This window comes from Pseudomonas sp. BF-R-30 (genome assembly GCF_019956175.1).
In the GTDB taxonomy this organism is placed as follows: domain Bacteria; phylum Pseudomonadota; class Gammaproteobacteria; order Pseudomonadales; family Pseudomonadaceae; genus Aquipseudomonas; species Aquipseudomonas jessenii.
In genome coordinates, this window is sequence record NZ_JAHBDE010000011.1 from 310,153 (window position 1) to 335,695 (window position 25,543).

The following is a 25,543-nucleotide window of genomic DNA, read 5'->3' on the forward strand; positions in this document are numbered from 1 at the left end:
AACTCCGTCGTCAGTCGCGCGCTAAAAGGCGCGGGGCAAGCTCTTTGAGAGCGCGTCGATACACCTCGCGCTTGAATGTCACCACCTGGCCCAACGGATACCAATAGCTGACCCAACGCCAGCCATCGAATTCCGGTTTACCGGTCAAATCCATCCGCACCCGCTGCTCGTTGGAGACCAGGCGCAGGAGAAACCATTTCTGTTTCTGGCCGATGCACAGCGGTTGGCTGTGGGTACGTACCAGACGTTGCGGCAAACGATAGCGCAACCAGCCCCGGGTGCAGGCGAGAATTTCAACATCTTCGCGCTCAAGGCCCACTTCTTCGTTCAGCTCGCGGTACAAGGCGTCTTCCGGCGTCTCTTCGGGGTTGATTCCCCCCTGCGGAAACTGCCAGGCATCTTGATTGATTCGGCGAGCCCATAGCACCTGGCCGGCGTCATTCGTCAGAATGATCCCGACATTGGGGCGAAAACCATCGGGGTCGATCACGGCAACAACCTCGCAAACGCATGTCGCCGCATTGTTCCACAAAGGTTGTGAAGGCGGCAACGAAGGTTCCTACCTTATGTGCACTCTTGTGAAAAGACCGTATTCTTGTCGCCTTTTTACTGACTTTTCAGCGGGTAACTGCAATGCGCCTGGCTTTATTCGATTTGGACAACACCCTTCTGGGCGGTGACAGCGATCACGCCTGGGGCGATTACCTGTGCGAGCGCGGCTTTCTCGACGCCGTCGCCTACAAGGCTCGCAACGATGCGTTCTACCAGGATTACCTGGCCGGCAAACTGGATAACGCTGCTTACCTGAACTTCTGCCTGGAAGTACTCGGTCGCACCGAAATGGCCACGCTGGATCAGTGGCACAGCGATTACATGCGCGACTGCATCGAACCGATCGTGCTGCCCAAGGGACTTGAGCTGCTGAAGAAGCACCGCGATGCCGGCGACAAACTGGTGATCATCACGGCGACCAACCGCTTCGTCACAGGCCCCATTGCCGAGCGTCTGGGGGTCGAAACCCTGATCGCCACAGAATGCGAAATGGTCGATGGCCGCTACACCGGGCGCAGCACCGACGTGCCGTGCTTCCGCGAGGGCAAGGTAACGCGCTTGAATCGCTGGCTGGAGGAAACCGGGTTTACGCTGGAAGACAGCTACTTCTATAGCGATTCGATGAATGATTTTCCGTTGCTGGAGCAGGTGACCCATCCGGTGGCGGTCGATCCGGATCCGAACCTGCGGGCCGAGGCCGAGAAGCGTGGCTGGCCGGTGATCAGCCTGCGCGGTTGATATCGCCTTACTGTAGGAGCGAGCTTGCTCGCGATGGTCGTTAACGATAACGCGGGGCACCTGATGCCCCGCGGCGATCTTGAGTTTTTCGCGAGCAATCGAGCGTCGACCGGCTGCTCCTACACAGGCTTCGCGCCCATCAACCCGGCAATGGCGACAAAGCAGACAAAGCTGAACAACGCCAAGGCAAAGGTGAATTTCCCCACGCCACCCGGTGTCTTGCGCAGTTTGTTGAGCCGCACCAGCAGCCAGAACCACGCCAGTGCCGCCACGGTGTACAACACGCTGGAGGCCAGCAACCAGGTCTGCCCCAGCGGCCAGCCCACCAGGTGCACCATCCACCAGCCGGTAAACGGCATGCTCAGCAGTGCCAGGCCCATCAGCAGCCAGACAAACACCCTTGGCCGCTGCAAGGTGCGACTACCCGCCGTCGCGTCACCCTTGCGCCGCGCCAGCAAAACCCAGACTCCCAGCCCCAGCGCACAAGCCAGCAGTACAACTGTCGCCACCATGTGCGCCGCTTTCAGAGCAGTTAACGTTTCCATTGTCAGATTTCCTTATTGCCTTGCCCGTCAGCGTAGCCGTTCAGCCAAGAAACAGCTGATAGGCCGGGTTGTCGCTTTCGTCCCAGTACGGGTAACCGATTTCTTCCAGCGCCGCCGGCACCAGGTGGCGCTCGTCGTGGGGCACCTGCAGGCCCGCGACGACCCGGCCATCCGCCGCGCCATGGTTGCGGTAGTGGAACATTGAGATGTTCCAACGCCCGCCCAGCTTGTTGAGGAAGTTGAACAGCGCGCCCGGACGCTCCGGGAATTCGAAACGCAGGATCACTTCATCGACCACATGCGCCGCACGCCCGCCGACCATGTGACGGATGTGCAGCTTGGCCAGTTCGTTGTCGGTCAGGTCCAGCACCGGGAAACCCTGCTCGCTCAGGCTGGCGATCAGCGCGCTGCGCGGGTCGTTTTCCGGGTGGGTCTGCACGCCGACAAAGATGTGCGCTTCGCTGCCGGTGTTGTAGCGGTAGTTGAATTCGGTGATCTGGCGCTTGCCTATGGCCTCGCAGAACGCCTTGAAGCTGCCCGGTTTCTCGGGAATGGTCACGGCGATGATCGCTTCGCGGCCCTCGCCCAGCTCCGCACGCTCGGCGACGTGGCGCAGGCGATCGAAGTTGACGTTGGCCCCGGAGTCGATGGCCACGAAGGTCTGGCCGCTGACGCCGCGCTGCTCGACATACTTCTTGATCCCGGCCACGCCCAAGGCGCCGGCAGGTTCGGTGATCGAGCGGGTATCGTCGTAGATATCCTTGATGGCGGCGCAGATTTCATCGGTGCTGACGGTGATCACTTCGTCGACATGGTCTTTGCAGATGTCAAAGGTGTGCTGACCGATCTGGGCCACCGCAACACCGTCGGCGAAGAGGCCTACGGTCGGCAGTACCACGCGCTCGCCGGCCGCCATGGCCGCTTGCAGGCAATTGGAGTCATCCGGTTCGACGCCGATGATCTTGATGTCCGGGCGCAGGTACTTCACGTACGCCGCGATGCCGGCGATCAGGCCGCCACCACCCACCGGGACGAAAATCGCATCCAATGGCTGCGGGTGCTGGCGCAGAATCTCCATCGCCACGGTGCCCTGCCCGGCAATGGTGTGGGGATCGTCGTACGGGTGAATGTAGACGTAGCCTTTTTCGTCGACCAGTTTCAGCGAGTAGGCCAGGGCTTCCGGGAACGAGTCGCCGTGCAGCACCACTTTGCCGCCACGGGAGCGCACGCCTTCGACCTTGATCTCCGGGGTGGTCTTGGGCATGACAATGGTCGCTTTCACACCCAGCACCTTCGCCGCCAGGGCCAGGCCTTGTGCATGGTTGCCCGCCGACGCGGTGACCACGCCGCGAGCGCGTTCTTCGTCGCTCAACTGGGTCAACTTGTTGTAGGCGCCGCGAATCTTGAACGAGAACACCGGCTGCAAGTCTTCGCGCTTGAGCCAAATGCTGTTGCCCAGCCGCTCGGAGAGCTGGCGGGCAGACTGCAACGGAGTTTCTACGGCAACGTCATAAACGCGCGAGGTGAGGATCTTTTTGACGTACTGTTCAAGCATCGGAAAGCATCACTGAGCGGGTTGGGCAGGACCAAGGAGTCTAACCCGGCTTTCAGGCGTGCGACCACCCTGTAGGAGCGAGCCTGCTCGCGAAAAACTCGAGGGCGCCGCTGGCTGTCCGGTTTTACGCGTTATCGTTCACGACCATCGCGAGCAGGCTCGCTCCTACAGGGAACAGTCACAACCTGCCAATCGGGCAATGACCTTCCCCGCCCCGAAGCCTATAATGCCGGCCTTTCGTCCCCTCCCAGGCACCCCGGAGCCCGCATGAACCAGGATCAACTCAAACAGGCAGTGGCTCAGGCCGCCGTCGACTTCATCCTTCCGAAACTCGACGACAAGAGCATCGTCGGGGTCGGCACCGGCTCCACCGCCAACTGCTTCATCGACGCGCTGGCCAAGCACAAGGGCGCATTCGACGGCGCCGTCGCCAGTTCCGAAGCCACTGCCGCGCGTCTCAAGGGCCACGGGATTCCGGTGTACGAACTGAACACCGTCAGCGATCTGGAGTTCTACGTCGACGGCGCCGATGAAAGCGACGAGCACCTGAACCTGATCAAGGGCGGCGGCGCTGCCCTGACCCGCGAGAAGATTGTCGCGGCCGTGGCCAAGACCTTCATCTGCATCGCCGACGCCAGCAAACTGGTGCCGGTCCTCGGTACTTTCCCGCTACCGGTGGAAGTGATCCCGATGGCCCGCAGCCACGTGGCCCGCGAACTGGTGAAGCTCGGCGGCGACCCGGTTTACCGCGAAGGCGTGCTGACCGACAACGGCAACATCATCCTCGACGTGTTCAACATGCAGATCACCAATCCGGTGGAGCTGGAAACGCAGATCAATGCGATCGTCGGCGTGGTCACCAACGGTTTGTTCGCGGCACGTCCGGCGGATCTGTTGTTGCTGGGGACCAGCGAAGGCGTGAAGACCCTGCGCGCCGAGTAACCAGGACCGCCCACATTTTTGTGGGCAGATGAAAAAACCTGTGGGAGCGGGCTTGCTCGCGAAAGCGGTCTCTCAGTTGATATCTCTGTCGACTGACACGACCCCTTCGCGAGCAAGCCCGCTCCCACAGTCGTTTTGGGGTGTTAGTTAGAGTTGCGTGGGTTTCTTGAACACGTAGAACAGGTTCGGCTCGCTGACGATGTACAGCGTACCGTCGTCGTCCACGGCGATCCCCTCCGCTTGCGGCACGGTTTTTTGCAGGCCATGGCGTCCCTTGCCCAATGACATTGTGCTCAGCGGCCGCCCATCCACATCCAGCTCCAGAATCAATCGCGACTCATCCGACAGCGCCAGCAAATGCCCGCTGCGCTCATCGTATTGCAGGCTCGACAGATCCCGCACGAACATCCCGGCATCACGCTTGGGGTCGTTGATCACGTGCACCGAGTAGGATTCTTCAGGATTGAAGCGCGGAAAACCGTGCACCTCGTAGATCAGCATCGGGTTGCGCTCCTTGGCGACGAACAGGCGCTTGCCCACTGAATCGTAAGCCAGGCCCTCGAAGCCCTTGTTGCCGCCCATGTGAACGCCAATGGTCATCTGCTCGGCATCTGCCGCATCAACGAAAGTGGTGTCCTGCTCCAGACGAATCTTGATCAGCCGCTGCTGACTTTCGTCAGTGACCACGTAGATGTCTTCGCTGATGAACTCCACCGCCTCCGGATCGCCGAAACCGACCAGCGCCACACGACGCAAGATCCTGCCGTCGAGGGACAACTCGATCAGCTCGCTTCGTTTGTTGGTGACGGTGAACAGGCTTTTGCGTACCGGGTCGTAAGTCAGCGCTGAAACGTTGTCGGCCAGGCCATCGATCACCTGCGCCTCGGTCACGACCTGGTATTGGTCCAGGCCCATGGACCGGGAACTCACCGGCTGCCACAGCGTATGCAGATTGAACCAGGTACGCTCGAACAGGCGCATGTACTGGGCGATCGCGATCAATGCGATCAGCAAGATCACCGACAGGATCAGGATCAGGGATTTGGGGCGGGCAAATCGACGCATTCGGGTGGGCTCGGGGTCAAAACAGGCGGATGAAATATCACGCCCGTCTGAACTGAAGCTTAATGGCCGCTGGCCTTTTACGTACAGGCAATCAGCGCAGGCGTTTGTTACTTCTGTTTTTCGAAGCGATAAAACAGGTTCGGCTCACTCACCATGTACAGCGTGCCCGCTTCATCCATGGTCACGCCTTCGGCACGGGGAATGGTATTTTTCAGGCCGTTGAAGCCACGCAGCAGGGTGATGAAACTGACCTGCTCACCCTTCTTGTCCAGCTCCAGCAACAGGTGCGAGTCGGCGGACAACACCAGCATGTGGCCAGTCCGCGGGTCGACGGCCAAGGCAGACAGGTTGCGCATGTCCAGCGCATGGCTGGCCAGCTTCAGCTTGTCGCCGGTCAGGACCTTGCCGTCACCTTTCCAGGCAAACAATGCCGGCGGGCGCTCTTCGCCCAGCAGCAGTTGCTGATTGCTCGGGTCCCAGGTGACACCCTCGAACGCCTTGTTCTGGTCGCTGGAAGGCCCGAGGTCGTATTTCGGGAAATCGGCCATATTCAATTCGCGGGTATCGGCATCGACCTTCACGATAGAAATCAGATGCTCGCGCTCATCGACAATGGCCAGCCGGCCGTCGCCCAGCACGGTGACGCCCTCAGGGTTGCTCCAGCCCACCAACGGCATTTTGCGCAGCACATCGCCCTGCAAGTTCAATTCGACCAGGAACGGGTTCTTGCCCATGACCGAAAACAGAGTCTTGGTCTGAGGGTCGTAGACCATGTCCGATGCTTCATCCTTCTCCATGCCCGGCAACGGCTTGGCATCGATCACCACCCGGTAGTCCGCAAGCCAGATACTCGCCTGGCGCTCGGCCGGGCTCTTGAATTGCTCCTTCACCCAGAGCACGCCCCGTGAATCCCAGTGCATGGCGAATGCAACGCCGTAGGCGACAACAGCCACCAGCAGCAGCCAGGTGTGCCAACGCAGGGCGAAGCGCGAACGGCGGACAGGTTCAAGCGTGGAAAGCGGAGAAGTGGCCATCGGGGAATGCGTTCCAGAAATTCAGGCTAGGGGTAATAGCACAGTTTGGGGCCGGCTCAGAGGCCGAAAGCCCTGAAATTATCCAGACAGGATGTGAAAAAAACGGGAAATGACAGGGCGAGTCATTTATAGGCCACCACAAAACCAATGTGGGAGCGGGCTTGCTCGCGAAAGCGGTGTGCCAGGCAACACTTAGTCGACTGTCACGCCCTCTTCGCGAGCAAGCCCGCTCCCACAGGGTTTGGCGGTGCCTGGACTAGCGAACGCTGCTGGTGAAACTGCTGGCGCCCGGCAATTCCAGAACGATCTCGTCACCGACATTCAGCGGGCCAACGCCCACTGGCGTGCCGGTGAGGATCACGTCCCCGGCCTGCAACGAAAAGCAGCCGGCCATGTGCTGGATCATCGGCACGATCGGGTTGAGCATCGCGCTGCTGTTGCCGTCCTGGCGCACTTCACCGTTGATGGTCAGGCGGATGCCGATGTCGGTCAGGTCGGCAAACGTGCTGCCGGACACGAACGGAGCAAGCACTGCCGCGCCGTCGAAGGACTTGGCGATTTCCCAGGGCAGGCCCTTGGATTTCAGCTCGGCCTGCTTGTCGCGCAGGGTCAGGTCCAGGGCTGGAGCGAAACCGGAGATGGCGTCGAGCACTTCTTCGCGGCTCGGTTTGGTCGACAACGGCTTGCCGATCAACACCGCGATTTCCGCTTCGTAATGCACCGAACCGCGTTCGGTCGGAATGCTGAAACCACCTTCCAGCGGCACCACGCAACTGCCCGGCTTGATGAACAGCAGTGGCTCGGTCGGCACCGGATTGTCCAGTTCCTTGGCGTGTTCGGCGTAGTTACGGCCGATGCACACCACTTTCCCCAACGGGAAGTGAATGCGCGTACCGTCGACATACTGGTGCTGATAGCTCATTACCGACTCCTGCTTCGTTGGCTCTTAAAGTTCGAAAATCAAACAGCGAAAATCTTGCCCGGGTTCATGATGCCGTTCGGGTCGAACACCGCCTTGACGGCTTTCATGTACTCGATCTCGACCGGCGAGCGGCTGTAGGTCAGGTAGTCACGCTTGGTCATGCCCACGCCGTGCTCGGCGGAGATCGAACCGTTGTACTTCTCGACGGTTTCGAACACCCACTTGTTGACGGTGGCGCACTTGGCGAAGAACTCATCCTTGCTCAGGTTATCCGGCTTGAGGATGTTCAAGTGCAGGTTGCCGTCGCCGATGTGGCCGAACCAGACGATTTCGAAATCCGGGTAGTGTTCACCGACGATCGCGTCGATTTCCTTCAGGAATGCCGGAACTTTCGATACGGTGACCGAAATGTCGTTCTTGTACGGCGTCCAGTGGGAAATGGTTTCGGAGATGTATTCGCGCAGCTTCCACAGGTTCTGCAACTGTGTTTCGCTCTGGCTCATCACGCCGTCCAGTACCCAGCCCTGCTCGACGCAGTGCTCGAAGGTTTCCAGGGCGTGGTTGGCCACTTCTTCGGTGGTCGCTTCGAATTCCAGCAGCGCATAGAACGGGCAGTCGGATTCGAACGGCGCCGGCACATCGCCACGGGCCATGACTTTGGCCAGGGCTTTGTCGGAGAAGAATTCGAAGGCGGTCAGGTCGAGCTTGCTCTGGAACGCGTGCAGCACCGGCATGATCGAGTCGAAATCGGCGGTGCCGAGGACCATGGCGGTGAGATTTTTCGGCGCGCGGTCCAGGCGCATGGTCGCTTCGACCACGAACCCGAGGGTGCCTTCGGCGCCGATGAACAGCTGACGCATGTCGTAGCCGGTGGCGTTCTTGATCAGGTCACGGTTCAGCTCCAGCACATCGCCCTTGCCGGTGACGACTTTCATGCCGGCAACCCAGTTACGGGTCATGCCGTAGCGAATCACCTTGATCCCGCCGGCATTGGTGCCGATATTGCCGCCAATCTGGCTCGAACCTGCCGAAGCGAAGTCCACCGGGTAGTACAGGCCGTTTTCTTCGGCCACGTTCTGCAGGTGCTCGGTGACCACGCCCGGCTGGCAAACGGCCGTGCGGTCAGTGAGGTTCACGTCGAGGATCTGGTTCATGTAGTCGAACGACACGACCACTTCACCATTGGCCGCCACCGCTGCCGCGGAAAGACCGGTACGACCACCCGACGGCACCAGCGCCACCTTGTGTTTGTTGGCCCACAGGACTATGGCCTGGACCTGCTCGGTGGTCTTGGGGAACACGATGGCGGTCGGGGCCGGGGCGAAATGCTTGGTCCAATCCTTTCCGTAAGCATTCAGGGAGTCGGCATCGGTCAGCACCTTGCCAGGCTCAACCAGGGTCTTCAGCTCTTCAATCAGGGCAGGATTGGTCATCGACAGAACTCTCGAACAATTCATGGTCATCCTGAGAACGCTTCACGTCGCAGGAATGAGTGTTTAGCGGGGTGCATATGCTAGCATAACGACCCCGCAGGATAGTGCCCAAGGGCTGTTCTGCGGTGACGGCTTTCCTGCCGTGCGGGTCAGCTCCGGGCTGCTCCCTTTCCTGCCATTTTTCTCCGGGATACAGGTTTACGCAGATGAGCAAGACTTCTCTCGATAAGAGCAAGATCAAGTTCCTTCTTCTCGAAGGCGTCCACCAATCGGCTGTCGACGTCCTCAAGGCGGCGGGCTACACCAGCATCGAGTACCTCACTGGTTCTCTGCCGGAAGCCCAGCTCAAGGAAAAGATCGCTGATGCTCACTTCATCGGCATTCGCTCCCGCACTCAACTGACCGAAGAGATCTTCGATCACGCGAAGAAGCTCGTGGCTGTAGGGTGTTTCTGCATCGGCACCAACCAGGTCGACCTGGACGCGGCCCGCGAACGCGGCATCGCGGTGTTCAACGCACCGTACTCCAACACCCGTTCCGTAGCGGAGCTGGTGCTGGCCGAAGCAATCCTGCTGCTGCGCGGCATCCCTGAGAAGAACGCTTCCTGCCACCGTGGCGGCTGGATCAAGAGCGCGGCCAATTCCTTCGAGATCCGCGGCAAGAAGCTGGGCATCGTCGGTTACGGCTCGATCGGTACTCAACTGTCGGTCCTGGCGGAAGGCCTGGGCATGCAGGTGTACTTCTACGACACCATCACCAAGCTGCCACTGGGTAACGCCACTCAGGTAGGCAACCTGCACGAGCTGCTGGCGATGTCCGACATCGTTTCGCTGCACGTACCGGAAACCGCCGCCACCCAGTGGATGATGGGCGAGAAGGAAATCCGCGCCATCAAGAAAGGCGGCATCCTGATCAACGCCGCCCGCGGCACCGTGGTCGAACTGGACCACCTGGCGGCTGCCATCAAGGACAAGCACCTGATCGGCGCGGCCATCGACGTATTCCCGGTGGAGCCACGCTCCAACGACGAAGAGTTCGAAAGCCCGCTGCGTGGCCTGGACAACGTGATCCTGACCCCGCACATCGGTGGCTCCACCGCTGAAGCCCAGGCCAACATCGGTCTGGAAGTGGCGGAAAAACTGGTCAAGTACAGCGACAACGGTACTTCGGTATCGTCCGTGAACTTCCCGGAAGTGGCCCTGCCGGCTCACCCTGGCAAGCACCGCCTGCTGCACATCCACGAAAACATTCCGGGCGTGCTCAGCGAGATCAACAAAGTCTTCGCCGAAAACGGCATCAACATCTCCGGTCAGTTCCTGCAGACCAACGAGAAGGTCGGCTACGTGGTGATCGACGTCGACGCCGAGTACTCGGACCTGGCGCAAGAGAAGCTGCAACACGTCAAGGGCACCATCCGTAGCCGGGTGCTGTTCTGATCGCGACTTGAGCGACAAAAAAAAGGGAGCCTTCGGGCTCCCTTTTTCATTCACGCTACAACGTTACTTGACGTTGACGGTGATCTTCTCGGAAACGATCGGCGGATCGAACGGCATGTGGTTGCTATCGCCCAGCTCAAGCTGCAAGGTGTGTTTGCCCGGCGTGAGCGTTACTTCAGCCTGGGTCTGCGCGTTGCCGAAATGCTGGTGGTTGGCATCTTTGGGAATCGGCGCACCGGCGGCTGGCAGTTCGTCGACGTCGATCAGCAAGTGGTGATGACCGGTGTTCTTGGTGGTATTGCCCGCCGGTGCCAGGGCAACGTTCTCGACAGCGAACTTGACGACGACCGTCTGTGGAACCGTCGCGCCATCCTTGGGAGACACGATAGACACTTCGGCGCCCTTCGGAGCCGGCGTTGCAGTGGCCAGCACCGAAACACCCATCAACAGGCCAGCCAAAGCAGCACGTGACATAAAGGTTTTCATTCTCTTCTCCAGTTTTTCCGTAAAATTCGCGTGACCATGACAACTTCACGGCCATTCGTTGTCGAAGGCACTCGACAACCATAGCAAAGCGAGCCTGAATCAGAGGATCGCGATAATAAATTCAAAGGAGTGACCATGCGCTTTCTGCCTGGCCTGATCTGCCTGCTACCCCTTCTGAGCCCTTTGGCTCATGCCGAATTGATTGATGACGTCAACGACCGGGGCGAATTGCGCATTGCCGTTGAAGCCAACACTCCCCCGTTCAATTTCAAGGATGACGACAAGCTCACCGGCTTCGAAATCGAGTTGGGCCAACTGCTCGCAAGTGAACTCGATGTCCGGGCCGACTTCGTCGTCACCGACGGCAGCGATCTGCTGACCGGCGTCGAAAGCGGCAAATACGACATCGCTATCAACCACATAGCAGTGACCCCGGATCTCAAGGATCGTTTCGACTTCAGCGAACCTTACATTCAAACCAATGCGCAATTGATCGCGCAGAAAGAAGAGCCTCGCTCCATTTTGCTGGTCCAGTCGCTGACGGAAGAGAAGCCCAAAACCAACCCGGCCGTGAACCTGGCGATTCCGTTTCAGAAGGGTAATCCGGCGTTCCAAGCCAGCCTGGAAAACGCATTGCAACGAATCAAGGATGACGGGCGACTGCAAGCGCTGGAACAGAAGTGGCTGGGGGCGGATGCGGGTGTGACGCCCAAGCCGAAAGAACAATGAAACCCAACTGTGGGAGCGGGCTTGCTCGCGAAGGCGGTGTATCAGTCAGCATCCCTTTCGACTGACATGCCCCCTTCGCGAGCAAGCCCGCTCCCACATTGGTTTTGTGGCGGTTGTCAGTCCAGCGTCAATAAAGCCTGTGCCGCCTGCGGCAACTCCAGCTCACTGAACACCTGCACCCCGTGACGGTTGAGTAGCGCCGCCGTCACGCCCTCGCCACTGACTTTCACGCCGCTGAACGTCCCGTCATAGGTCAGCAAATTGCCGCAGGACGGGCTGTTGGCCTTGAGGACGGCGATGCGGATGCCATGCTTTTTTACCAGTTCCAGTGCCTGATACGCCCCCGACAGAAACTGCGCACTGACGTCCTCGCCCTCGGTGGTGATCACCAACGCCTGACCATCGAGGACTTGCGTGCCCTGCCCGCCTGGGATTTCCGCCGCCGCCCGAGGTGTTGGCAATCCACCAGCCACCTCGGGGCACAACGGTACGACCCGACCCTCATCAAGCCACTGCTGAAGCTGATCGAACGGCCCGCTGGCCCCGCCGTCGTAACGGACGCGGTGGCCCAACAGGCATCGGCTGACGAGAATTTTCTGCATGATCAGAACGGCTCGTTGCCGCGCCGACGGAACCAGCCGGTCAACGACAGGCGATCCCGAGTCGCGGGCAGGACTTCGTGGGGAACCTCGCCGGAGAGAAACACCACCAGGCAGCCGCCGGTAGGCTGCACGTCGTGGACGCGATCATTGTCGAGGTACATGCGCAACTGGCCACCGTGTTCGGGAAGCCAGCCGTCATTGAGGTAAACCACCGCCGAAACCATGCGCCGGTCGTCATCGCGAAAGCGGTCGACGTGCTTCAGGTAGAAGGCGCCGGGCGGGTACATCGCAAAATGGCTTTCGAAATCCTCCAGGCCGAGAAACAGACCGCGATTGATCGCCTCGCGCAGGCTGTCCATCAAACTCAGATAGCTGTCGCACGCCTCGGCCTGGCCGGGGTCGATCCACTGGATATGGTCGCCACGAATCCCTTCGCGGATCTCCGATGACGGCCCACGGCCCACGGCGGCCGGAGCCAGCTGACCCTCGGCAGCACGTTTGCGACACTCGGCCGCCAGCTCTCGGGTCAAGTCCTGAGGCAGGAAAATATTCTGCTGCGACCAGCCGTGCTCGGCCAGGTCGTCGACGATTCGTAGCAGCAGCGGGTGATCAGAGGATATTTGCATGGCGCGCATAGTATTCCTGTGCCCGGAAATCCGACAGAGCCGCGCAGCGGGTTGATACGAATTCTCGACAAGCAGGGGTGCCACACGGAGAATAGTCGCCTGCTGACTGGAGTCCCTATGCGCCGTTTGCTTTTATCCCTGCTGATGTTCTGCGTTTTGCCCGCCTGGGCAGACGGCCACGATCAGTTGTACAAGGTCGCCGGCTGGCCGGAACAACGCGCGCATTTCAGCGATGCCCTCTCGGCTGCTCAGCAACGCTACCAGGGCAGCCTGCCTCCGGCGGTGTTTCAGGCACTGGTCAGCAACAGCAATCAGCGATTTTCCGCCAAGGCCGTGGACCAGCGCGCCGAAGCGCAATTGCGCAAGAACCTCGCCGACCCCAAACCCGCGCTGACGTTTTTCCAGTCGCCCCTGGGCAAGAAAATCGTCGCCGCCGAGTTGCTGGCGACCCGTCGCGACCAACTGGCAAAAAACGCCAAGGGTCTGCCGAAGATGCAGGCCAGCGACAGCCGCATGTTGATCATCGGCCATTTGGCACAAGCCCTGCCCGCACGCGAGGCCGGCGCGGAAGTCAGCCTGGCGATTGCCGGGGTTGCCGCCGACAGCCTGAGCTCGATGATCCCGGGATTGCTCGGTGCCGGTCAGGCCCAGGGCATGCTCAACGGCCAGCGCCAGCGCCTGATGGAGCAGATCGGTAGCGACCTTAACAACACACTGCTGTATGTCTATCGCGACCTGTCGGACAACGAACTGGAAGAGTTCGCGACCTTTGCCGAATCGGCGGAAGGCCAGGCTTATTATCAAGCGGCGCTGGCGGCGATTCGGGCGGGGTTGGCGGTGGGGCAGAGCAATTCGAACTTGACCCAGTGATTTTCGTTTCCAAATAGACCGCTTTCGCGAGCAAGCCCGCTCCCACATTGGACCTGTGCACACCGCCCCTCTGTGGGAGCGGGCTTGCTCGCGAAGGGGCCAGAACAGGCGCTAGGAATTACGGCCTTTTATCCGTCTGGTCAAAAACCCGAAATACTCCTGCCGCATCACCAGCGTCTCATTCGCCAGATGATGTCGTGCCTCGGGCAGCATCAGCACCTGCGGCCGATCAAATTTGCCCCGCAACACTTCCAGGTTGTGCTCCCAATCCACCGTCATGTCGGCCTGCCCCTGCACGATCAGCGGCCGGCGGGTGCTCATGGGTGCGGCCTCGATGCGTTTGATCCAGCGCGCCAACGCACCCACCCAGGCTGTCGGCAGGCGCAACGGCTGCAACGGATCGGCCTGCAGAAACGGCAGAAAGGCCGGGTCGCTGGAGTTCTCGCTGAAACGCCGGGCGATGGCTTTGACGAAAGGCTTGAGCAGGTAATAACTCAGTTGCGACCAACCCCACGCCCGCGGCCGCACCAGCGGCGACAGCAAAATCACCTGGCCCTGGGCCGGGCTGCTCGCCCCTGCATTCAACACATGATCGATCACGATCGCCCCGCCGGTGCTCTGCCCGCACAAGTGCCACGGCTGCGGCAAGTCGAGGGATTGCGCCTCGCGGAACAACCCTTGCAATGCGTCCTGATACTCGGCGAAATCCTTGATGCTCGCCCGTTCGCCACTGGACAGGCCATGCCCCGGCAAGTCGCAGGCAATCACCGCAAAGCCCTGGTCCAGCGCCCACTCGATCACATGCCGATAGAGCCCGGTGTGGTCGTAGAAACCGTGGATGACAAACAGCGTCGCCTTGGCTCGCTCGGGCCACCAGAACTGGCTGACCAGCTCATAACCGTCGACCTCGAATCGCCCAAGGCCGCTGCGCACCTGACGCGAGGCAAAATCCAGCCCGTAGAATTGCTGGTAAGCCTGCGCCTGCGCCGACAACGCCTGCCCGGCAGCCAATGGCAGCAGGCTTGCACGTAGAAGATCAGGGTCGAAAGTAGCCGGCATGGACGATTCCAGAACGTGAAACGGACTTTATAGGCCTGCGATATTCATCTGTCGCGGCAAGCATGGCAAGCTAGCCACCCTTCGAGGATTGAACCGATGCGCTCGCCCCTTCGCGCCCCCCTGTTTGCCAGCCTGCTCGCCGTGGTGTGTGCTGGCGTATTGTGGGCGGCCTACGACTGGTTTCAGGGGCGTTACCTGCGGGCGTTCAGCGAGCACACCGCGATGTTTTCCGGTGATCCGCTACGCCTTCCCGAATCCCTCGCCGGCCCTGGCGCCATCCGCCTTGTGCATTTCTGGGACCCAGCCTGCCCGTGCAATGTCGGCAATCAACAACACCTGACCGAACTGGTGGAGCGCTACCTACCCCATGGCGTGGAATTCTATGCCGTGCAAAAACCCGGTAGCCACGGCCAATTGCCGAGCACCTTGAGCAGCCTCAAAACCATCGACATCCTGCCCGGCTCCGAACAGATCCCCGCCAGCCCGGCCGTGGCGATCTGGGATCGCAGCGGCAAACTGGCGTACTTCGGCCCCTACAGCGAAGGCCTGACCTGCAACTCGAGCAACAGCTTTATCGAGCCGATCCTGCAAGCGCTGGATGAAGGCCGCGCAGTGAGTGCCACGCACACACTGGCCGTGGGTTGTTACTGCCCGTGGCCTGTCGATCCAACTAAATAGGGAAAGACGGGGTAATACGAATCCCTCCTACGGGCGATGCGCCAAATCGGCACCCCGTGTTACACAGTGGCATCAGGAATCACAATAACAACAAGGACTCTTATGAAACGCAGCCTGACCGCTCTCGCTCTGTTGATCGTCGTGCTGGCCTCCGGAGCCGGCTGGTACCTCTACAGCAAGCAGCCGTCACGCCAGGGCATGGTGGAACTGCAACACCTGCAAGGCTCCGTCACCGTGCGCTACGACGAGCGTGGCATCCCGCACATCCGCGCCGACAACGAAACCGACCTGTACCGCGCCCTCGGCTACGTGCATGCCCAGGACCGCCTGTTCCAGATGGAAGTCCTGCGCCGCCTGGCCCGTGGCGAGCTGGCTGAAGTGCTCGGGCCGAAGCTGCTCGACACCGACAAACTGATGCGCAGCCTGCGCATTCGCGAACGCGCAGAAACTTACCTGGCGAACCTCGACAAGCAGTCGCCCTCCTTCATCGCCATGCAAGCCTATCTGGACGGCATCAACCAGTATCAGGACAGCCACGCCAAACCCGTGGAGTTCGATGTGCTGGGCATTCCAAAACGCCCGTTCACCGCCCAGGACACCATCAGCATCGCCGGCTACATGGCCTACAGTTTTGCTGCGGCATTTCGTACCGAACCCCTGCTGACATTCGTGCGCGATCAACTGGGGCCCCAATACCTGAACATCTTCGATCTCGACTGGCAGCCCAAGGGCGTGCTCAACGGGACCGGCACCACCTTGGCCAGCGCCGACTGGAAAGACCTCAATGCCCTCGCCCGCTTGAGCGAACAAGCCCTGGCTGACAACGGCCTGCCACAGTTCGAGGGCAGCAACGCCTGGGTCGTCGCGGGCAGCCGGACCCAAAGCGGCAAGCCGCTGCTGGCGGGTGATCCGCATATCCGTTTTTCCGCGCCGTCAGTGTGGTACGAAGCGCAGCTCTCGGCGCCCGGCTTCGAACTCTACGGCCACTATCAGGCCTTGATGCCGTTTGCGTCGCTGGGCATGAACCACGACTTCGGCTGGAGCATCACCATGTTCCAGAATGACGACCTCGACCTGATCGCCGAGAAGGTCAACCCGGACAACCCCAATCAGGTCTGGTATCGCGGCAAGTGGGTGGACATGACGACCAGCGAGCAGCAGATCGCAGTCAAGGGCCAGGCACCAGTCACCCTGGTGTTGCGTCAGTCGCCCCACGGCCCGATCGTCAACGATGCCTTGGGCAGCGGCGTCGGTAAAACCCCGATTGCCATGTGGTGGGCATTTCTCGAAAGCCAGAACCCGATCCTGGAGGGTTTCTACCAGCTCAATCGCGCCGACACCCTGGCCAAGGCCCGTGGTGCCGCGGCAAAAATCCAGGCCCCGGGCCTGAACGTTGTCTGGGCCAATGCCAAGGGAGATATCGGCTGGTGGGCGGCGGCACAATTGCCTAAACGCCCGGCGGGTGTACGCCCGTGGTTCATCCTCGATGGCAGCACCGCCGAGGCGGACAAGGATGGCTTCTACCCGTTCAGCGCCAACCCTCAGGAAGAAAACCCGGCCCGGGGCTACATCGTCTCGGCCAACTTCCAGCCGGTGTCGCCAACCGGCATGGAGATTCCCGGCTACTACAACCTTGCCGATCGCGGCCAGCAACTCAATCGCCAGCTCAGCGACAAAGCGATCAAATGGGACCTGGAAAACAGCCAGAAACTGCAACTGGGCACCACTACCGCCTACGGCCCGCGCCTGTTGGCACCGCTGTTGCCGGTGTTGCGCGAAGTGGTGAGCGATCCCGCCGAACTCAAACTGGTGGAGCAACTGGCCCAGTGGAAAGGCGATTACCCGATCGACTCGACCAGTGCCACGCTGTTCAACCAGTTCCTGTTCAACCTGACTGACGCGACGATGCGCGATGAACTGGGTAACGACTTCTTCGAAACGCTGCTCTCGACCCGGGTGATCGACGCCGCGCTCCCCCGCCTGGCCGCCAGTGCCGATTCGCCGTGGTGGGACAACCGCAGCACCCTCGGCAAGGAAACCCGTGCCGACACGGTGAAGGCCGCCTGGCAAGCCAGCCTCGCGCACCTCAAGAGCACCCTCGGCGCAGACGCCTCGCAATGGCAGTGGGGCAGCGCGCACACATTGACCCATGGCCATCCGCTCGGGCAGCAGAAGCCGCTGGACCTGTTCTTCAATGTCGGCCCCTTCGCCGCACCTGGCAGTCATGAAGTGCCGAACAACCTCTCGGCGAAAATCGGACCGGCACCCTGGCCCGTCACCTACGGCCCTTCGACCCGGCGCCTGATCGACTTCGCCGACCCGGCCCACAGCCTGACCATCAACCCGGTCGGCCAGAGCGGAGTCCTGTTCGACAGCCACTATGATGATCAGGCCGAGGCCTACGTCGAGGGGATGTACTTCCAGGCGCATCTCAATGAAGAAGAGATCACGGCCAATACCCGCAGTACGTTGAAGCTGTTGCCGGCGCGGGCTGTACCATAGATTTTTGCTGGCCGGGCTGGCGTCATCGCGAGCAAGCTCGCTCCCACAGGTTTTCTGGTGTTCACAAAATTTGTGTTCAACAAAGACCCCCTGTGGGAGCGAGCTTGCTCGCGATGGGGCCCTGATAGACGCCTACAAATTCAGCTCAAACCATCGCCGCAAAGTTCAGCCGGAACTGCTGCGGCGTCACCCCCAACCTGCGATTGAACACACTGCGCATGTGCTGGGCATCGCGAAAACCGCATTGATAGGCCACGGTCTTGAGCGGCGCACGGGTGCTTTCCAGCAGCGTGCGCGCCGCATCGACCCTCGCTCGCTCGACGAACTCGGCCGGGGTGATTTTCGCTTCCCTGGCAAACACCCGGGAGAAGTTGCGCGCACTCATGTTGGCGGCATTGGCCAGGTCGGCGATGGCCAGGTCGCCCGTCAGGTTGGCCAGCACGTAATGCTGCACCATCGCTACCGCCGAATCCGCTTCGGCGTGGGGTGTGAGGAACGGGCTGAATTGCGACTGCCCGCCCGAACGCTGGGTGAACACCACCAGCCGCTTGGCGACGCTCAGTGCAACTTCCGGCCCGTGATCCCGGCCCAATAGATACAACGACAGATCGATCCCCGCTGTGACCCCGGCCGAGGTGAACAGCTCGCCGTCCTCAACATACAGTCGATCCGCTTCCACCCGGGAGGAGGGACACAGTGCAGCCAGATCCGATGCGTCCTGCCAATGCGTGGTGACCGTGCGCCCCTCCAGCAATCCGGCCCGGGCGAGCATGAACGCGCCGTTGCAGATCGAGCCGAAGCGCTTGGCCCGCGCGCAGGCATCGCGCAACCAGCCGTCGAATGCCATGCCGAAATCCATGAACGGCAACTGCGGCCCGCCCGCCACCAGCAACAGGTCATACGGCTCCAGCGCTTCGCTGAAATGCCGATGGGCATTGAGTGCCAAACCGTTGGAGCACGCCATCATCCCGCGCTCGACGCCGATCACCTCCAGCCGATAGTGATCCTGCGGGGCAAGGAAGCGATTGGCCTCGGAAAACACATCCATGGGGCCGGTGACATCCAGCGACTGAACGCCGGCGAACACCACGATGGCTACGGTTTTACTCATGGTTCGAAGAGCCTCTCATGGCACCGATTGCAACGCTCACCTGTAGGAGCGAGCCTGCTCGCGATGGACGTCAACGATGACGGGAGCTGGCTGGATGTACGCGGTGCCCTCACGTGCATCGCGAGCAAGCTCGCTCCTACAGGGTCTGCATGCACCCTAGCCAATCCACGCCCAACAAGCGAGGTTGGCACGATATGCACGCTCATTGGCCGGGATAGCAGCCATGGATCGATTGTCCGGTTTCCGGGGCCGGAACAGACTTAAACCCTCAGCGCCGCCAAGGCGTTCACGACGAGGAAAACTCCATGAGCACCACCATCGCCGGCATCAAGATCCCCGACAGCGCACTGGCCAAGGCCACCACCGAATACATCCGCGACATCGAGTCTGACCTGCTCTACCACCACTCGCGCCGGGTCTTCCTGTTCGGTGCTCTGAGCGGCGAGCGCAAGCAACTGGCCTACAACCCGGAGTTGCTGTACGTCGGCGCGATGTTCCATGACCTGGGACTGGTGCAAGGTCATCGTAGCGACAACGAGCGCTTCGAAGTCGACGGTGCCAACGCGGCAGCGGCGTTCCTCAAGCCTTACGGATTGAGCGATGACGACATCGAACAGGTCTGGCTATCGATTGCCCTGCACACCACGCCGGGCGTGCCTCAGCATTTACGGCCCACCGTGGCACTGGTCACGGCTGGCGTCGAAATGGACGTGCTGGGCATGGACTACGCGGCGTTTTCCAGCGTGCAGCGCGAAGCGGTGGTGCATGCACATCCACGGGGCGAGGGATTCAAGGAGTGCATCATCTGCGCGTTTGCCGACGGCTTGCGCCATCGTCCGCAGACCACGTTCGGCAATGTGAAGACTGATGTGCTGGTGGATCAGGAGCCGGGGTTCAAGCCGATGAACTTCGTCGAGGTCATTCGTAAATCTCCCTGGGTCACATAAGCAAATGTGGGAGCGGGCTTGCTCGCGAAGGGGTCGTGTCAGTCTACATCCACATTGACTGACACAACGCTTTCGCGAGCAAGCCCGCTCCCACATTTTGGATTGGGTTGATCACAAGAGCGTGGTCAACCCGACGTCAGGCTCAAGCCGCTTCCGGCGCCTGCGCGCGACGCACGTCCGGTTGCTTCCACGAGTCGGCTGCCGCTTCTTCGATCGCCTGCTGGATCGCACGACGACGGCTCTCTTCGGCGCGACGGCTGAAGAACCAGACGAGGAAGGTCACGATGGACACCGCCAGCAGGATCAGGCTGGCCACGGCGTTGATCTCGGGTTTGACCCCCAGACGGACCGCCGAGAACACTTCCATCGGCAGGGTCGTGGAACCCGGGCCGGACACGAAGCTCGCCAGCACGAGGTCATCCAGCGACAGGGCGAACGACATCATGCCGCCCGCTGCCAGCGATGGCGCGATCATCGGGATGGTGATCAGGAAGAACACCTTCCACGGCCGTGCACCGAGGTCCATGGCCGCTTCTTCGATGGACAGGTCCAGCTCACGCAAGCGTGCCGAGACCACCACCGCCACATAGGCCGCACAGAACGTGGTGTGGGCGATCCAGATGGTGACGATGCCGCGTTCCTGCGGCCAGCCGATCATCTGCGCCATGGCCACGAACAGCAGCAACAGCGACAGACCGGTGATCACCTCAGGCATGACCAGCGGCGCAGTGACCAGGCCACCGAACAGGGTACGGCCCTTGAAGCGCGTAATGCGCGTCAGGACGAACGCCGCCAATGTACCCAGTGCCACCGCCGCGATGGCGGTGTAGCAGGCGATTTCCAGCGAGCGCACCACCGAGCCCATCAGTTGGCTGTTGTCGAGCAGGCCGACGTACCACTTGATCGACCAGCCACCCCACACCGTCACCAGTTTCGAGGCGTTGAACGAGTAAATCACCAGGATCAGCATCGGCAGGTAGATGAACAACAGACCCAGTACCAGCATCAGGCTGGAGAAACGGAAGCGCTTCATTCTTTACCCTCCATTTCCTTGGCCTGACTGCGGTTGAACAGGATGATCGGCACAATCAGGATCGCCAGCATCACTACCGCCAGGGCAGACGCCACCGGCCAGTCACGGTTGTTGAAGAACTCTTGCCAGAGCACTTTACCGATCATCAGGGTTTCCGGACCACCGAGCAGTTCCGGGATCACGAACTCACCCACCACCGGGATGAACACCAGCATGCAGCCGGCAATGATGCCGTTTTTCGACAGCGGCACGGTGATTTTCCAGAAGCTGTTGAACGTGCTCGAACCCAAGTCCGACGCAGCTTCCAGCAGGCTCTGGTCGTGCTTCACCAGGTTGGCGTACAGCGGCAGGATCATGAACGGCAGGTAGGAATAAACCACGCCGATGTAGACCGCCAGGTTGGTGTTGAGGATCTGCAGCGGCTCGTCGATCCAGCCCATGCTCATCAGGAACCCGTTGAGCAGGCCGTTATTGCTGAGGATGCCCATCCACGCGTAAACGCGGATCAGGATCGCGGTCCAGGTCGGCATCATGATCAGCAGCACCAGCACCGTTTGCACTTCCTTGCGGGCAACGGAGATGCCGTAGGCCATCGGGTAGCCAATCAGCAGGCAGAGGATGGTGCTGAAAAACGCCATCTTCAACGAGCCGAGGTAAGCGGCGATGTACAGCTCGTCACCGGCCAGCATCGCGTAGTTGCCCAGGTTAAGCAGCAACTGCAACTTCTGCTCGGCGTAGCTGTAGATCTCGGTGTATGGCGGAATGGCCACGTCCGCTTCGGCGAAGCTGATCTTCAGTACGATGAAGAACGGCAGCATGAAGAACAGGAACAGCCAGATGAAGGGAACCCCGATGACCATCTGACGGCCACCGGGAATTATTCGATTGAGTCGACGCTTGAATTTGCGCATGTTCATGAGCGCAGCACCACGCCGCTGTCGTCTTCCCAGTACACGTAGACCTGATCACCCCAGGTCGGACGCTGCCCGCGACGCTCGGCGTTGGCCACGAACGACTGCACCAGCTTGCCGCTTGGCAATTCGACGTAGAACACCGAGTGCCCACCCAGGTAGGCGATGTCGTGCACTTTGCCGCTGGACCAGTTGTACTGGCAGGTCGGCATGTCGGCGGTGACCAGCAGTTTTTCCGGACGGATCGCGTAGGTGACCGACTTGTCCTGCACCGAAGTGCTGATGCCGTGGCCGACGTAGATCTGACGATCCAGGTCTTTGCAGGTAATGATCGCGTGACCTTCGGCGTCGTCGATCACTTCGCCTTCGAAGATGTTCACGTTGCCGATGAATTCGCAGACCAGGCGACTGGTCGGGGTTTCGTAGATGTCGATCGGGCTGCCGATCTGGGCGATCCAGCCCAGGTGCATGATCGCGATACGCTCGGCCATGGTCATGGCCTCTTCCTGATCGTGGGTCACCATCACGCAGGTTACGCCGACGCGCTCGATGATCTCCACCAGCTCCAACTGCATTTGCGAACGCAGTTTTTTATCCAGTGCGCCCATCGGCTCGTCGAGCAGCAGCAGCTTCGGGCGCTTGGCCAGGGAACGGGCCAGGGCCACACGCTGACGCTGACCACCGGACAACTGATGCGGTTTGCGCTTGGCGTACTGGCTCATCTGTACCAGCTTGAGCATGTCGGCCACGCGGGCGTCGATCTCTGACGCCGGCAGTTTGTCCTGCTTGAGGCCAAAGGCGATGTTCTGCGCCACGGTCATGTGCGGGAACAAGGCGTAGGACTGGAACATCATGTTGATCGGCCGCTCGTATGGCGGCATATCAGTGATGTCTACGCCATCGAGGAAAATGCGCCCCTCCGTGGGCCGTTCGAAACCTGCGAGCATGCGCAGCAAAGTGGATTTGCCCGATCCCGAACCGCCGAGCAGGGCGAAAATTTCGCCTTTCTTGATTTCCAGGGACACATCGTCCACGGCAATCGTCTCGTCGAACTTCTTCGTGACCCGGTCGATTTTGACCAGCACCTGTTTAGGTGACTGGTCGCCCTCGAGGGCTTTCTTATAGGCGCCGGAGGCAACTGCCATTTACGAAACTCCCAACAAAATTTTCAGTTCGCTCAAGGTGAGCGAACCTTGGATAGTTTGAGCCTTGAAACTATTTACCCGACTTGACCTTGGTCCAGCTGCGGGTCATCAAACGTTGAATATTCGGCGGTAACTCGACCGACACGTAGGTCTTGTCGAGCACCTCTTGCGGTGGATAAACCGCTTCGTCGGTGCGAATGGACTGTTCCATCAGTTTGTCCGACCCCGGGTTAGGGTTGGCATAGCCGACGTAATCGCTGACCTGGGCAATCACCTCAGGCTTGAGCAAATAGTTGATGAAGGCGTGGGCCTGCTTGACGTTGGCCGAGTCCTTCGGAATCGCCAGCATGTCGAACCAGAGCGCACCACCCTCTTTCGGAATCGAGTAGGCGATGTTCACGCCTTTCTTGGCTTCTTCGGCGCGGTTCTTGGCCTGGAAGATGTCGCCGGAGAAACCGATCGCCACGCAGATATCGCCGTTGGCCAGATCCGCGATGTACTTGGAGGAATGGAAGTAGGTCACGTAAGGCCGCACTGCAAGCAACTTGGCGGTGGCCTTTTCGTAGTCCTTGGGATCAGTGCTGTTAGCGTTCAGGCCCATGTAATTGAGCACTGTCGGCATCATTTCATCGGCGGAGTCGAGGAATGCGACGCCACAGCTTTGCAGTTTCTTGATGTTCTGCGGCTCGAACAGCACGCCCCACGAATCAATCGTATCGACGCCCAGCACAGCCTTGACCTTGTCGACGTTGTAACCGATGCCGTTGGTGCCCCACAGGTACGGCACGGCGTACAGGTTGCCCGGATCGTTCTGTTCCAGGCGCTTGAGCAGCACTGGATCGAGGTTCGAATAGTTCGGCAGCTGCGACTTGTCGAGCTTCTGGAATGCCCCGGCCTTGATCTGCTTGCCGAGGAAGTGGTTCGACGGCACGACCACGTCGTAGCCGGTACGCCCGGCCAGCAATTTACCTTCCAGGGTTTCGTTGGAATCGAAGACGTCATAAACCGGCTTGATACCGGTCTCTTTCTGGAAATCGGCCAGGGTGGTCTCGCCGATGTAGTCGGACCAGTTATAAATATGCACGGTACCGGCGGCCTGGACACTGACAGCAACTGTCAGCCCGGCACCCACCAGCATGGCATTGCGCAACATAGAAAAAATAGGCAAGTGGAGGTCCTCTGAAATTAGTTGGGCCCAAGTTGCCCCGCGCTACATGACAACCGTGGTTGCCCGGCAACAAAACCGGCGCGCAACTTACCCTCGAAAAACCGTTCCAGCAAAACTTTCTGTCATTTAATTACACCTGCTGCCGCCACCGCGCGGGTGACGACAACAGGTTGTTGCATCAAACCGGCTTATTTACCGGATTTGATCTTGGTCCAGCTGCGGGTCATGATTCGCTGGGTCGCGGCCGGCAAGTCGGCAATCGCGTACAGCTTGGCCAGCACGTCCGCCGGCGGGTAAACGCCCGGGTCACTGGTGATGTCTTTATCGACCAACGCAGTTGCAGCCGCATTACCGTTCGGGAAACGCACGGCGTTGGTGATTTCAGCCATGATTTCCGGCTTCTGCAGGAAGGTCATGAACTTGTAGGCGCCTTCGACGTTTTCGGCATCTTTAGGGATGGCGACCATGTCGTAGAAGCTGCCGGCACCTTCTTTGGGAATGTTGTAGCTGACTTTCACCTTGCCACCGGCTTCTTCCGCGCGGGACTTGGCCTGGTAAATGTCACCCGAGTAACCCACGGCCACGCAGATGTTGCCGTTGGCCAGGTCGGAGATGTACTTGGACGAGTGGAAGTAACCTACCGAAGGACGAATTTTCAGGAACAGCGCTTCGGCTTCGGCCAGTTGTTTCTTGTCCTGGCTGTCGGTTGGATAGCCCAGGTAGTGCAATGCCACCGGAATCATCTCGGTTGGCGAATCGAGGAAACTGATACCGCACGCCTTCAACTTCGCGGCGTTTTCAGGTTTGAACAAGAGGTCCCAGGAGTTGGTCGGCGCGTCGGCACCCAGCGCAGCCTTGACCTTCTCGGGATTGAAGCCGATACCGATCGAACCCCACATGTACGGGAAGGCGTGCTCGTTACCCGGGTCGCTCACGGAAACGGCCTTGAGCAGGTCAGTGTTCAGGTTCTTCCAGTTAGGCAGCTTGGACTTGTCCAGCTTCTGGTAGACGCCAGCCTTGATCTGCTTGGCCAGGAAGTTGTTCGACGGTACAACGATGTCGTAACCGGACTTGCCTGCCAGCAACTTGGCTTCAAGGGTTTCGTTGCTGTCGAAGACGTCATAGACAACCTTGATGCCCGACTCGTCTTCAAACTTCTTGACGGTGTCAGGTGCGATGTAGTCGGACCAGTTGTACACGTGCAGTACTTTGTCATCGGCCTGAACCGCGCCGGCCATCAAACCCATTACGGACATGGCAAGCAGAGTCTTGCCAGCGAGCTTTTTACCTAGTGCCTTCATGCGTAATGCTCCAAATTTTTCTTTTTTGAACCACTTGTTCAGCGACCGAACCCGGGCAACTGGAACCGCGGCTAGTCTGGCAAGATCCACATCGGTCTTTCAAGGAAACGGCCACGCTTTCTGACAGTTCTGAGCGAAAGTTCCTACTTCATA

Annotated in this window: 25 protein-coding genes; 8 read left to right on the forward strand and 17 right to left on the reverse strand. The window is 60.1% G+C overall.

The features are described 5' to 3' along the window. Positions 1-10: 10 nt before the first annotated feature. Positions 11-490 carry an RNA pyrophosphohydrolase gene (locus tag KGB20_RS08210; protein ID WP_053163553.1) on the reverse strand — a complete coding sequence of 160 codons (480 nt, stop codon included), beginning with the start codon at positions 488-490 and terminating at the stop codon, positions 11-13. Positions 491-633: 143 nt separating this feature from the next. On the opposite strand from KGB20_RS08210, the gene KGB20_RS08215 reads away from it, so the two are divergent. Continuing rightward, positions 634-1,290 carry an HAD family hydrolase gene (locus tag KGB20_RS08215; protein ID WP_150813768.1) on the forward strand — a complete coding sequence of 219 codons (657 nt, stop codon included), beginning with the start codon at positions 634-636 and terminating at the stop codon, positions 1,288-1,290. Positions 1,291-1,409: 119 nt separating this feature from the next. On the opposite strand, the gene KGB20_RS08220 is transcribed toward KGB20_RS08215, so the two are convergent. Next, complete coding sequence (locus KGB20_RS08220) at positions 1,410-1,835, reverse strand: DUF2269 domain-containing protein (RefSeq protein ID WP_057712868.1); 426 nt, start codon at positions 1,833-1,835, stop codon at positions 1,410-1,412. Positions 1,836-1,875: 40 nt separating this feature from the next. After that, the gene (ilvA, locus tag KGB20_RS08225) at positions 1,876-3,390 is read right to left on the reverse strand and encodes a threonine ammonia-lyase, biosynthetic (RefSeq protein ID WP_057712867.1); all 1,515 of its coding nucleotides are present in this window, start codon (positions 3,388-3,390) and stop codon (positions 1,876-1,878) included. A 267-nt stretch (positions 3,391-3,657) separates the two neighbouring features. Here ilvA and rpiA point away from each other — a divergent pair, with 267 nt between their 5' ends. Further along, the gene (gene rpiA, locus KGB20_RS08230; protein ID WP_046039153.1) at positions 3,658-4,332 is read left to right on the forward strand and encodes a ribose-5-phosphate isomerase RpiA; all 675 of its coding nucleotides are present in this window, start codon (positions 3,658-3,660) and stop codon (positions 4,330-4,332) included. 147 nt (positions 4,333-4,479) lie between these two features. Here rpiA and KGB20_RS08235 read toward each other — a convergent pair whose 3' ends face one another. The 4 genes from KGB20_RS08235 to KGB20_RS08250 all read right to left on the reverse strand — a co-directional run bounded on the left by KGB20_RS08235 (position 4,480) and on the right by KGB20_RS08250 (position 8,786). Beyond that, entirely contained in the window at positions 4,480-5,397 is a 918-nt protein-coding gene (locus KGB20_RS08235; RefSeq protein ID WP_154909956.1) for an SdiA-regulated domain-containing protein, read from the reverse strand. A gap of 107 nt (positions 5,398-5,504) precedes the next feature. Continuing rightward, on the reverse strand, positions 5,505-6,431 hold the full coding sequence (locus KGB20_RS08240) for an SdiA-regulated domain-containing protein (RefSeq protein ID WP_154909957.1): 927 nt from the start codon (positions 6,429-6,431) through the stop codon (positions 5,505-5,507). A 256-nt stretch (positions 6,432-6,687) separates the two neighbouring features. Next, complete coding sequence (locus KGB20_RS08245) at positions 6,688-7,353, reverse strand: fumarylacetoacetate hydrolase family protein (RefSeq protein WP_056726437.1); 666 nt, start codon at positions 7,351-7,353, stop codon at positions 6,688-6,690. 38 nt (positions 7,354-7,391) lie between these two features. Further along, entirely contained in the window at positions 7,392-8,786 is a 1,395-nt protein-coding gene (locus KGB20_RS08250; protein WP_032829505.1) for an FAD-binding oxidoreductase, read from the reverse strand. A gap of 206 nt (positions 8,787-8,992) precedes the next feature. Between KGB20_RS08250 and serA the strand changes: the two genes are divergently transcribed. Continuing rightward, positions 8,993-10,222, forward strand: a complete 1,230-nt coding sequence (serA, locus tag KGB20_RS08255; protein WP_007976393.1) for a phosphoglycerate dehydrogenase — start codon at positions 8,993-8,995, stop codon at positions 10,220-10,222. 63 nt (positions 10,223-10,285) lie between these two features. Here the strand turns inward: serA and KGB20_RS08260 are convergent, their stop codons facing one another. Beyond that, complete coding sequence (locus tag KGB20_RS08260; RefSeq protein ID WP_154947451.1) at positions 10,286-10,708, reverse strand: DUF4399 domain-containing protein; 423 nt, start codon at positions 10,706-10,708, stop codon at positions 10,286-10,288. 135 nt (positions 10,709-10,843) lie between these two features. Here KGB20_RS08260 and KGB20_RS08265 point away from each other — a divergent pair, with 135 nt between their 5' ends. Beyond that, positions 10,844-11,437 (forward strand): transporter substrate-binding domain-containing protein, encoded by a 594-nt coding sequence (locus KGB20_RS08265; protein ID WP_154860936.1) that lies wholly within the window; start codon positions 10,844-10,846, stop codon positions 11,435-11,437. 116 nt (positions 11,438-11,553) lie between these two features. Here KGB20_RS08265 and KGB20_RS08270 read toward each other — a convergent pair whose 3' ends face one another. After that, positions 11,554-12,039 carry a DUF523 domain-containing protein gene (locus tag KGB20_RS08270; RefSeq protein ID WP_150813763.1) on the reverse strand — a complete coding sequence of 162 codons (486 nt, stop codon included), beginning with the start codon at positions 12,037-12,039 and terminating at the stop codon, positions 11,554-11,556. A 2-nt stretch (positions 12,040-12,041) separates the two neighbouring features. Then, positions 12,042-12,674 (reverse strand): 2OG-Fe(II) oxygenase, encoded by a 633-nt coding sequence (locus KGB20_RS08275; protein ID WP_154860935.1) that lies wholly within the window; start codon positions 12,672-12,674, stop codon positions 12,042-12,044. Positions 12,675-12,782: 108 nt separating this feature from the next. On the opposite strand from KGB20_RS08275, the gene KGB20_RS08280 reads away from it, so the two are divergent. Continuing rightward, the gene (locus KGB20_RS08280; protein ID WP_057712860.1) at positions 12,783-13,535 is read left to right on the forward strand and encodes a DUF2059 domain-containing protein; all 753 of its coding nucleotides are present in this window, start codon (positions 12,783-12,785) and stop codon (positions 13,533-13,535) included. 111 nt (positions 13,536-13,646) lie between these two features. Here the strand turns inward: KGB20_RS08280 and KGB20_RS08285 are convergent, their stop codons facing one another. Beyond that, a complete protein-coding gene (locus KGB20_RS08285) occupies positions 13,647-14,594 on the reverse strand; it encodes an alpha/beta hydrolase (RefSeq protein WP_154860934.1) in 948 nt (315 codons plus the stop codon). Positions 14,595-14,690: 96 nt separating this feature from the next. Between KGB20_RS08285 and KGB20_RS08290 the strand changes: the two genes are divergently transcribed. Next, positions 14,691-15,272, forward strand: coding sequence for a DUF6436 domain-containing protein (locus KGB20_RS08290; RefSeq protein ID WP_057712858.1), 582 nt, complete (start codon positions 14,691-14,693; stop codon positions 15,270-15,272). A 102-nt stretch (positions 15,273-15,374) separates the two neighbouring features. Continuing rightward, entirely contained in the window at positions 15,375-17,774 is a 2,400-nt protein-coding gene (locus KGB20_RS08295) for a penicillin acylase family protein (protein ID WP_154909958.1), read from the forward strand. Positions 17,775-17,919: 145 nt separating this feature from the next. On the opposite strand, the gene KGB20_RS08300 is transcribed toward KGB20_RS08295, so the two are convergent. After that, positions 17,920-18,885 carry a GlxA family transcriptional regulator gene (locus KGB20_RS08300; protein WP_057712856.1) on the reverse strand — a complete coding sequence of 322 codons (966 nt, stop codon included), beginning with the start codon at positions 18,883-18,885 and terminating at the stop codon, positions 17,920-17,922. A gap of 305 nt (positions 18,886-19,190) precedes the next feature. On the opposite strand from KGB20_RS08300, the gene KGB20_RS08305 reads away from it, so the two are divergent. Further along, the gene (locus KGB20_RS08305) at positions 19,191-19,832 is read left to right on the forward strand and encodes an HD domain-containing protein (RefSeq protein WP_154909959.1); all 642 of its coding nucleotides are present in this window, start codon (positions 19,191-19,193) and stop codon (positions 19,830-19,832) included. 142 nt (positions 19,833-19,974) lie between these two features. Here KGB20_RS08305 and KGB20_RS08310 read toward each other — a convergent pair whose 3' ends face one another. The 5 genes from KGB20_RS08310 to KGB20_RS08330 all read right to left on the reverse strand — a co-directional run bounded on the left by KGB20_RS08310 (position 19,975) and on the right by KGB20_RS08330 (position 25,390). After that, a complete protein-coding gene (locus KGB20_RS08310) occupies positions 19,975-20,865 on the reverse strand; it encodes an ABC transporter permease subunit (protein WP_057712854.1) in 891 nt (296 codons plus the stop codon). Continuing rightward, positions 20,862-21,743, reverse strand: coding sequence for an ABC transporter permease subunit (locus KGB20_RS08315; protein WP_173677919.1), 882 nt, complete (start codon positions 21,741-21,743; stop codon positions 20,862-20,864). The genes KGB20_RS08310 and KGB20_RS08315 overlap by 4 nt, the downstream gene beginning before the upstream one ends. A 35-nt stretch (positions 21,744-21,778) precedes the next feature. Then, the gene (locus KGB20_RS08320) at positions 21,779-22,921 is read right to left on the reverse strand and encodes an ABC transporter ATP-binding protein (RefSeq protein ID WP_090452027.1); all 1,143 of its coding nucleotides are present in this window, start codon (positions 22,919-22,921) and stop codon (positions 21,779-21,781) included. 70 nt (positions 22,922-22,991) lie between these two features. After that, positions 22,992-24,089, reverse strand: coding sequence for a polyamine ABC transporter substrate-binding protein (locus KGB20_RS08325; RefSeq protein WP_057712852.1), 1,098 nt, complete (start codon positions 24,087-24,089; stop codon positions 22,992-22,994). A gap of 188 nt (positions 24,090-24,277) precedes the next feature. Next, complete coding sequence (locus tag KGB20_RS08330) at positions 24,278-25,390, reverse strand: polyamine ABC transporter substrate-binding protein (RefSeq protein ID WP_090452031.1); 1,113 nt, start codon at positions 25,388-25,390, stop codon at positions 24,278-24,280. Positions 25,391-25,543: the final 153 nt, after the last annotated feature.

What these genes read in the sequence shown, in the direction of transcription:
- KGB20_RS08235 (WP_154909956.1), bottom strand. Translation starts at nt 5,397, where the DNA reads ATGCGTCGATTTGCCCGCCCCAAATCCCTGATCCTGATCCTGTCGGTG.
- KGB20_RS08215 (WP_150813768.1), top strand. Translation starts at nt 634, where the DNA reads ATGCGCCTGGCTTTATTCGATTTGGACAACACCCTTCTGGGCGGTGAC.
- KGB20_RS08285 (WP_154860934.1), bottom strand. Translation starts at nt 14,594, where the DNA reads ATGCCGGCTACTTTCGACCCTGATCTTCTACGTGCAAGCCTGCTGCCA.
- KGB20_RS08240 (WP_154909957.1), bottom strand. Translation starts at nt 6,431, where the DNA reads ATGGCCACTTCTCCGCTTTCCACGCTTGAACCTGTCCGCCGTTCGCGC.
- KGB20_RS08290 (WP_057712858.1), top strand. Translation starts at nt 14,691, where the DNA reads ATGCGCTCGCCCCTTCGCGCCCCCCTGTTTGCCAGCCTGCTCGCCGTG.
- KGB20_RS08265 (WP_154860936.1), top strand. Translation starts at nt 10,844, where the DNA reads ATGCGCTTTCTGCCTGGCCTGATCTGCCTGCTACCCCTTCTGAGCCCT.
- KGB20_RS08320 (WP_090452027.1), bottom strand. Translation starts at nt 22,921, where the DNA reads ATGGCAGTTGCCTCCGGCGCCTATAAGAAAGCCCTCGAGGGCGACCAG.
- KGB20_RS08275 (WP_154860935.1), bottom strand. Translation starts at nt 12,674, where the DNA reads ATGCGCGCCATGCAAATATCCTCTGATCACCCGCTGCTGCTACGAATC.
- KGB20_RS08270 (WP_150813763.1), bottom strand. Translation starts at nt 12,039, where the DNA reads ATGCAGAAAATTCTCGTCAGCCGATGCCTGTTGGGCCACCGCGTCCGT.
- ilvA (WP_057712867.1), bottom strand. Translation starts at nt 3,390, where the DNA reads ATGCTTGAACAGTACGTCAAAAAGATCCTCACCTCGCGCGTTTATGAC.
- KGB20_RS08250 (WP_032829505.1), bottom strand. Translation starts at nt 8,786, where the DNA reads ATGACCAATCCTGCCCTGATTGAAGAGCTGAAGACCCTGGTTGAGCCT.
- KGB20_RS08280 (WP_057712860.1), top strand. Translation starts at nt 12,783, where the DNA reads ATGCGCCGTTTGCTTTTATCCCTGCTGATGTTCTGCGTTTTGCCCGCC.
- KGB20_RS08305 (WP_154909959.1), top strand. Translation starts at nt 19,191, where the DNA reads ATGAGCACCACCATCGCCGGCATCAAGATCCCCGACAGCGCACTGGCC.
- KGB20_RS08295 (WP_154909958.1), top strand. Translation starts at nt 15,375, where the DNA reads ATGAAACGCAGCCTGACCGCTCTCGCTCTGTTGATCGTCGTGCTGGCC.
- KGB20_RS08220 (WP_057712868.1), bottom strand. Translation starts at nt 1,835, where the DNA reads ATGGAAACGTTAACTGCTCTGAAAGCGGCGCACATGGTGGCGACAGTT.
- rpiA (WP_046039153.1), top strand. Translation starts at nt 3,658, where the DNA reads ATGAACCAGGATCAACTCAAACAGGCAGTGGCTCAGGCCGCCGTCGAC.
- KGB20_RS08330 (WP_090452031.1), bottom strand. Translation starts at nt 25,390, where the DNA reads ATGAAGGCACTAGGTAAAAAGCTCGCTGGCAAGACTCTGCTTGCCATG.
- serA (WP_007976393.1), top strand. Translation starts at nt 8,993, where the DNA reads ATGAGCAAGACTTCTCTCGATAAGAGCAAGATCAAGTTCCTTCTTCTC.
- KGB20_RS08300 (WP_057712856.1), bottom strand. Translation starts at nt 18,885, where the DNA reads ATGAGTAAAACCGTAGCCATCGTGGTGTTCGCCGGCGTTCAGTCGCTG.
- KGB20_RS08245 (WP_056726437.1), bottom strand. Translation starts at nt 7,353, where the DNA reads ATGAGCTATCAGCACCAGTATGTCGACGGTACGCGCATTCACTTCCCG.
- KGB20_RS08260 (WP_154947451.1), bottom strand. Translation starts at nt 10,708, where the DNA reads ATGAAAACCTTTATGTCACGTGCTGCTTTGGCTGGCCTGTTGATGGGT.
- KGB20_RS08310 (WP_057712854.1), bottom strand. Translation starts at nt 20,865, where the DNA reads ATGAAGCGCTTCCGTTTCTCCAGCCTGATGCTGGTACTGGGTCTGTTG.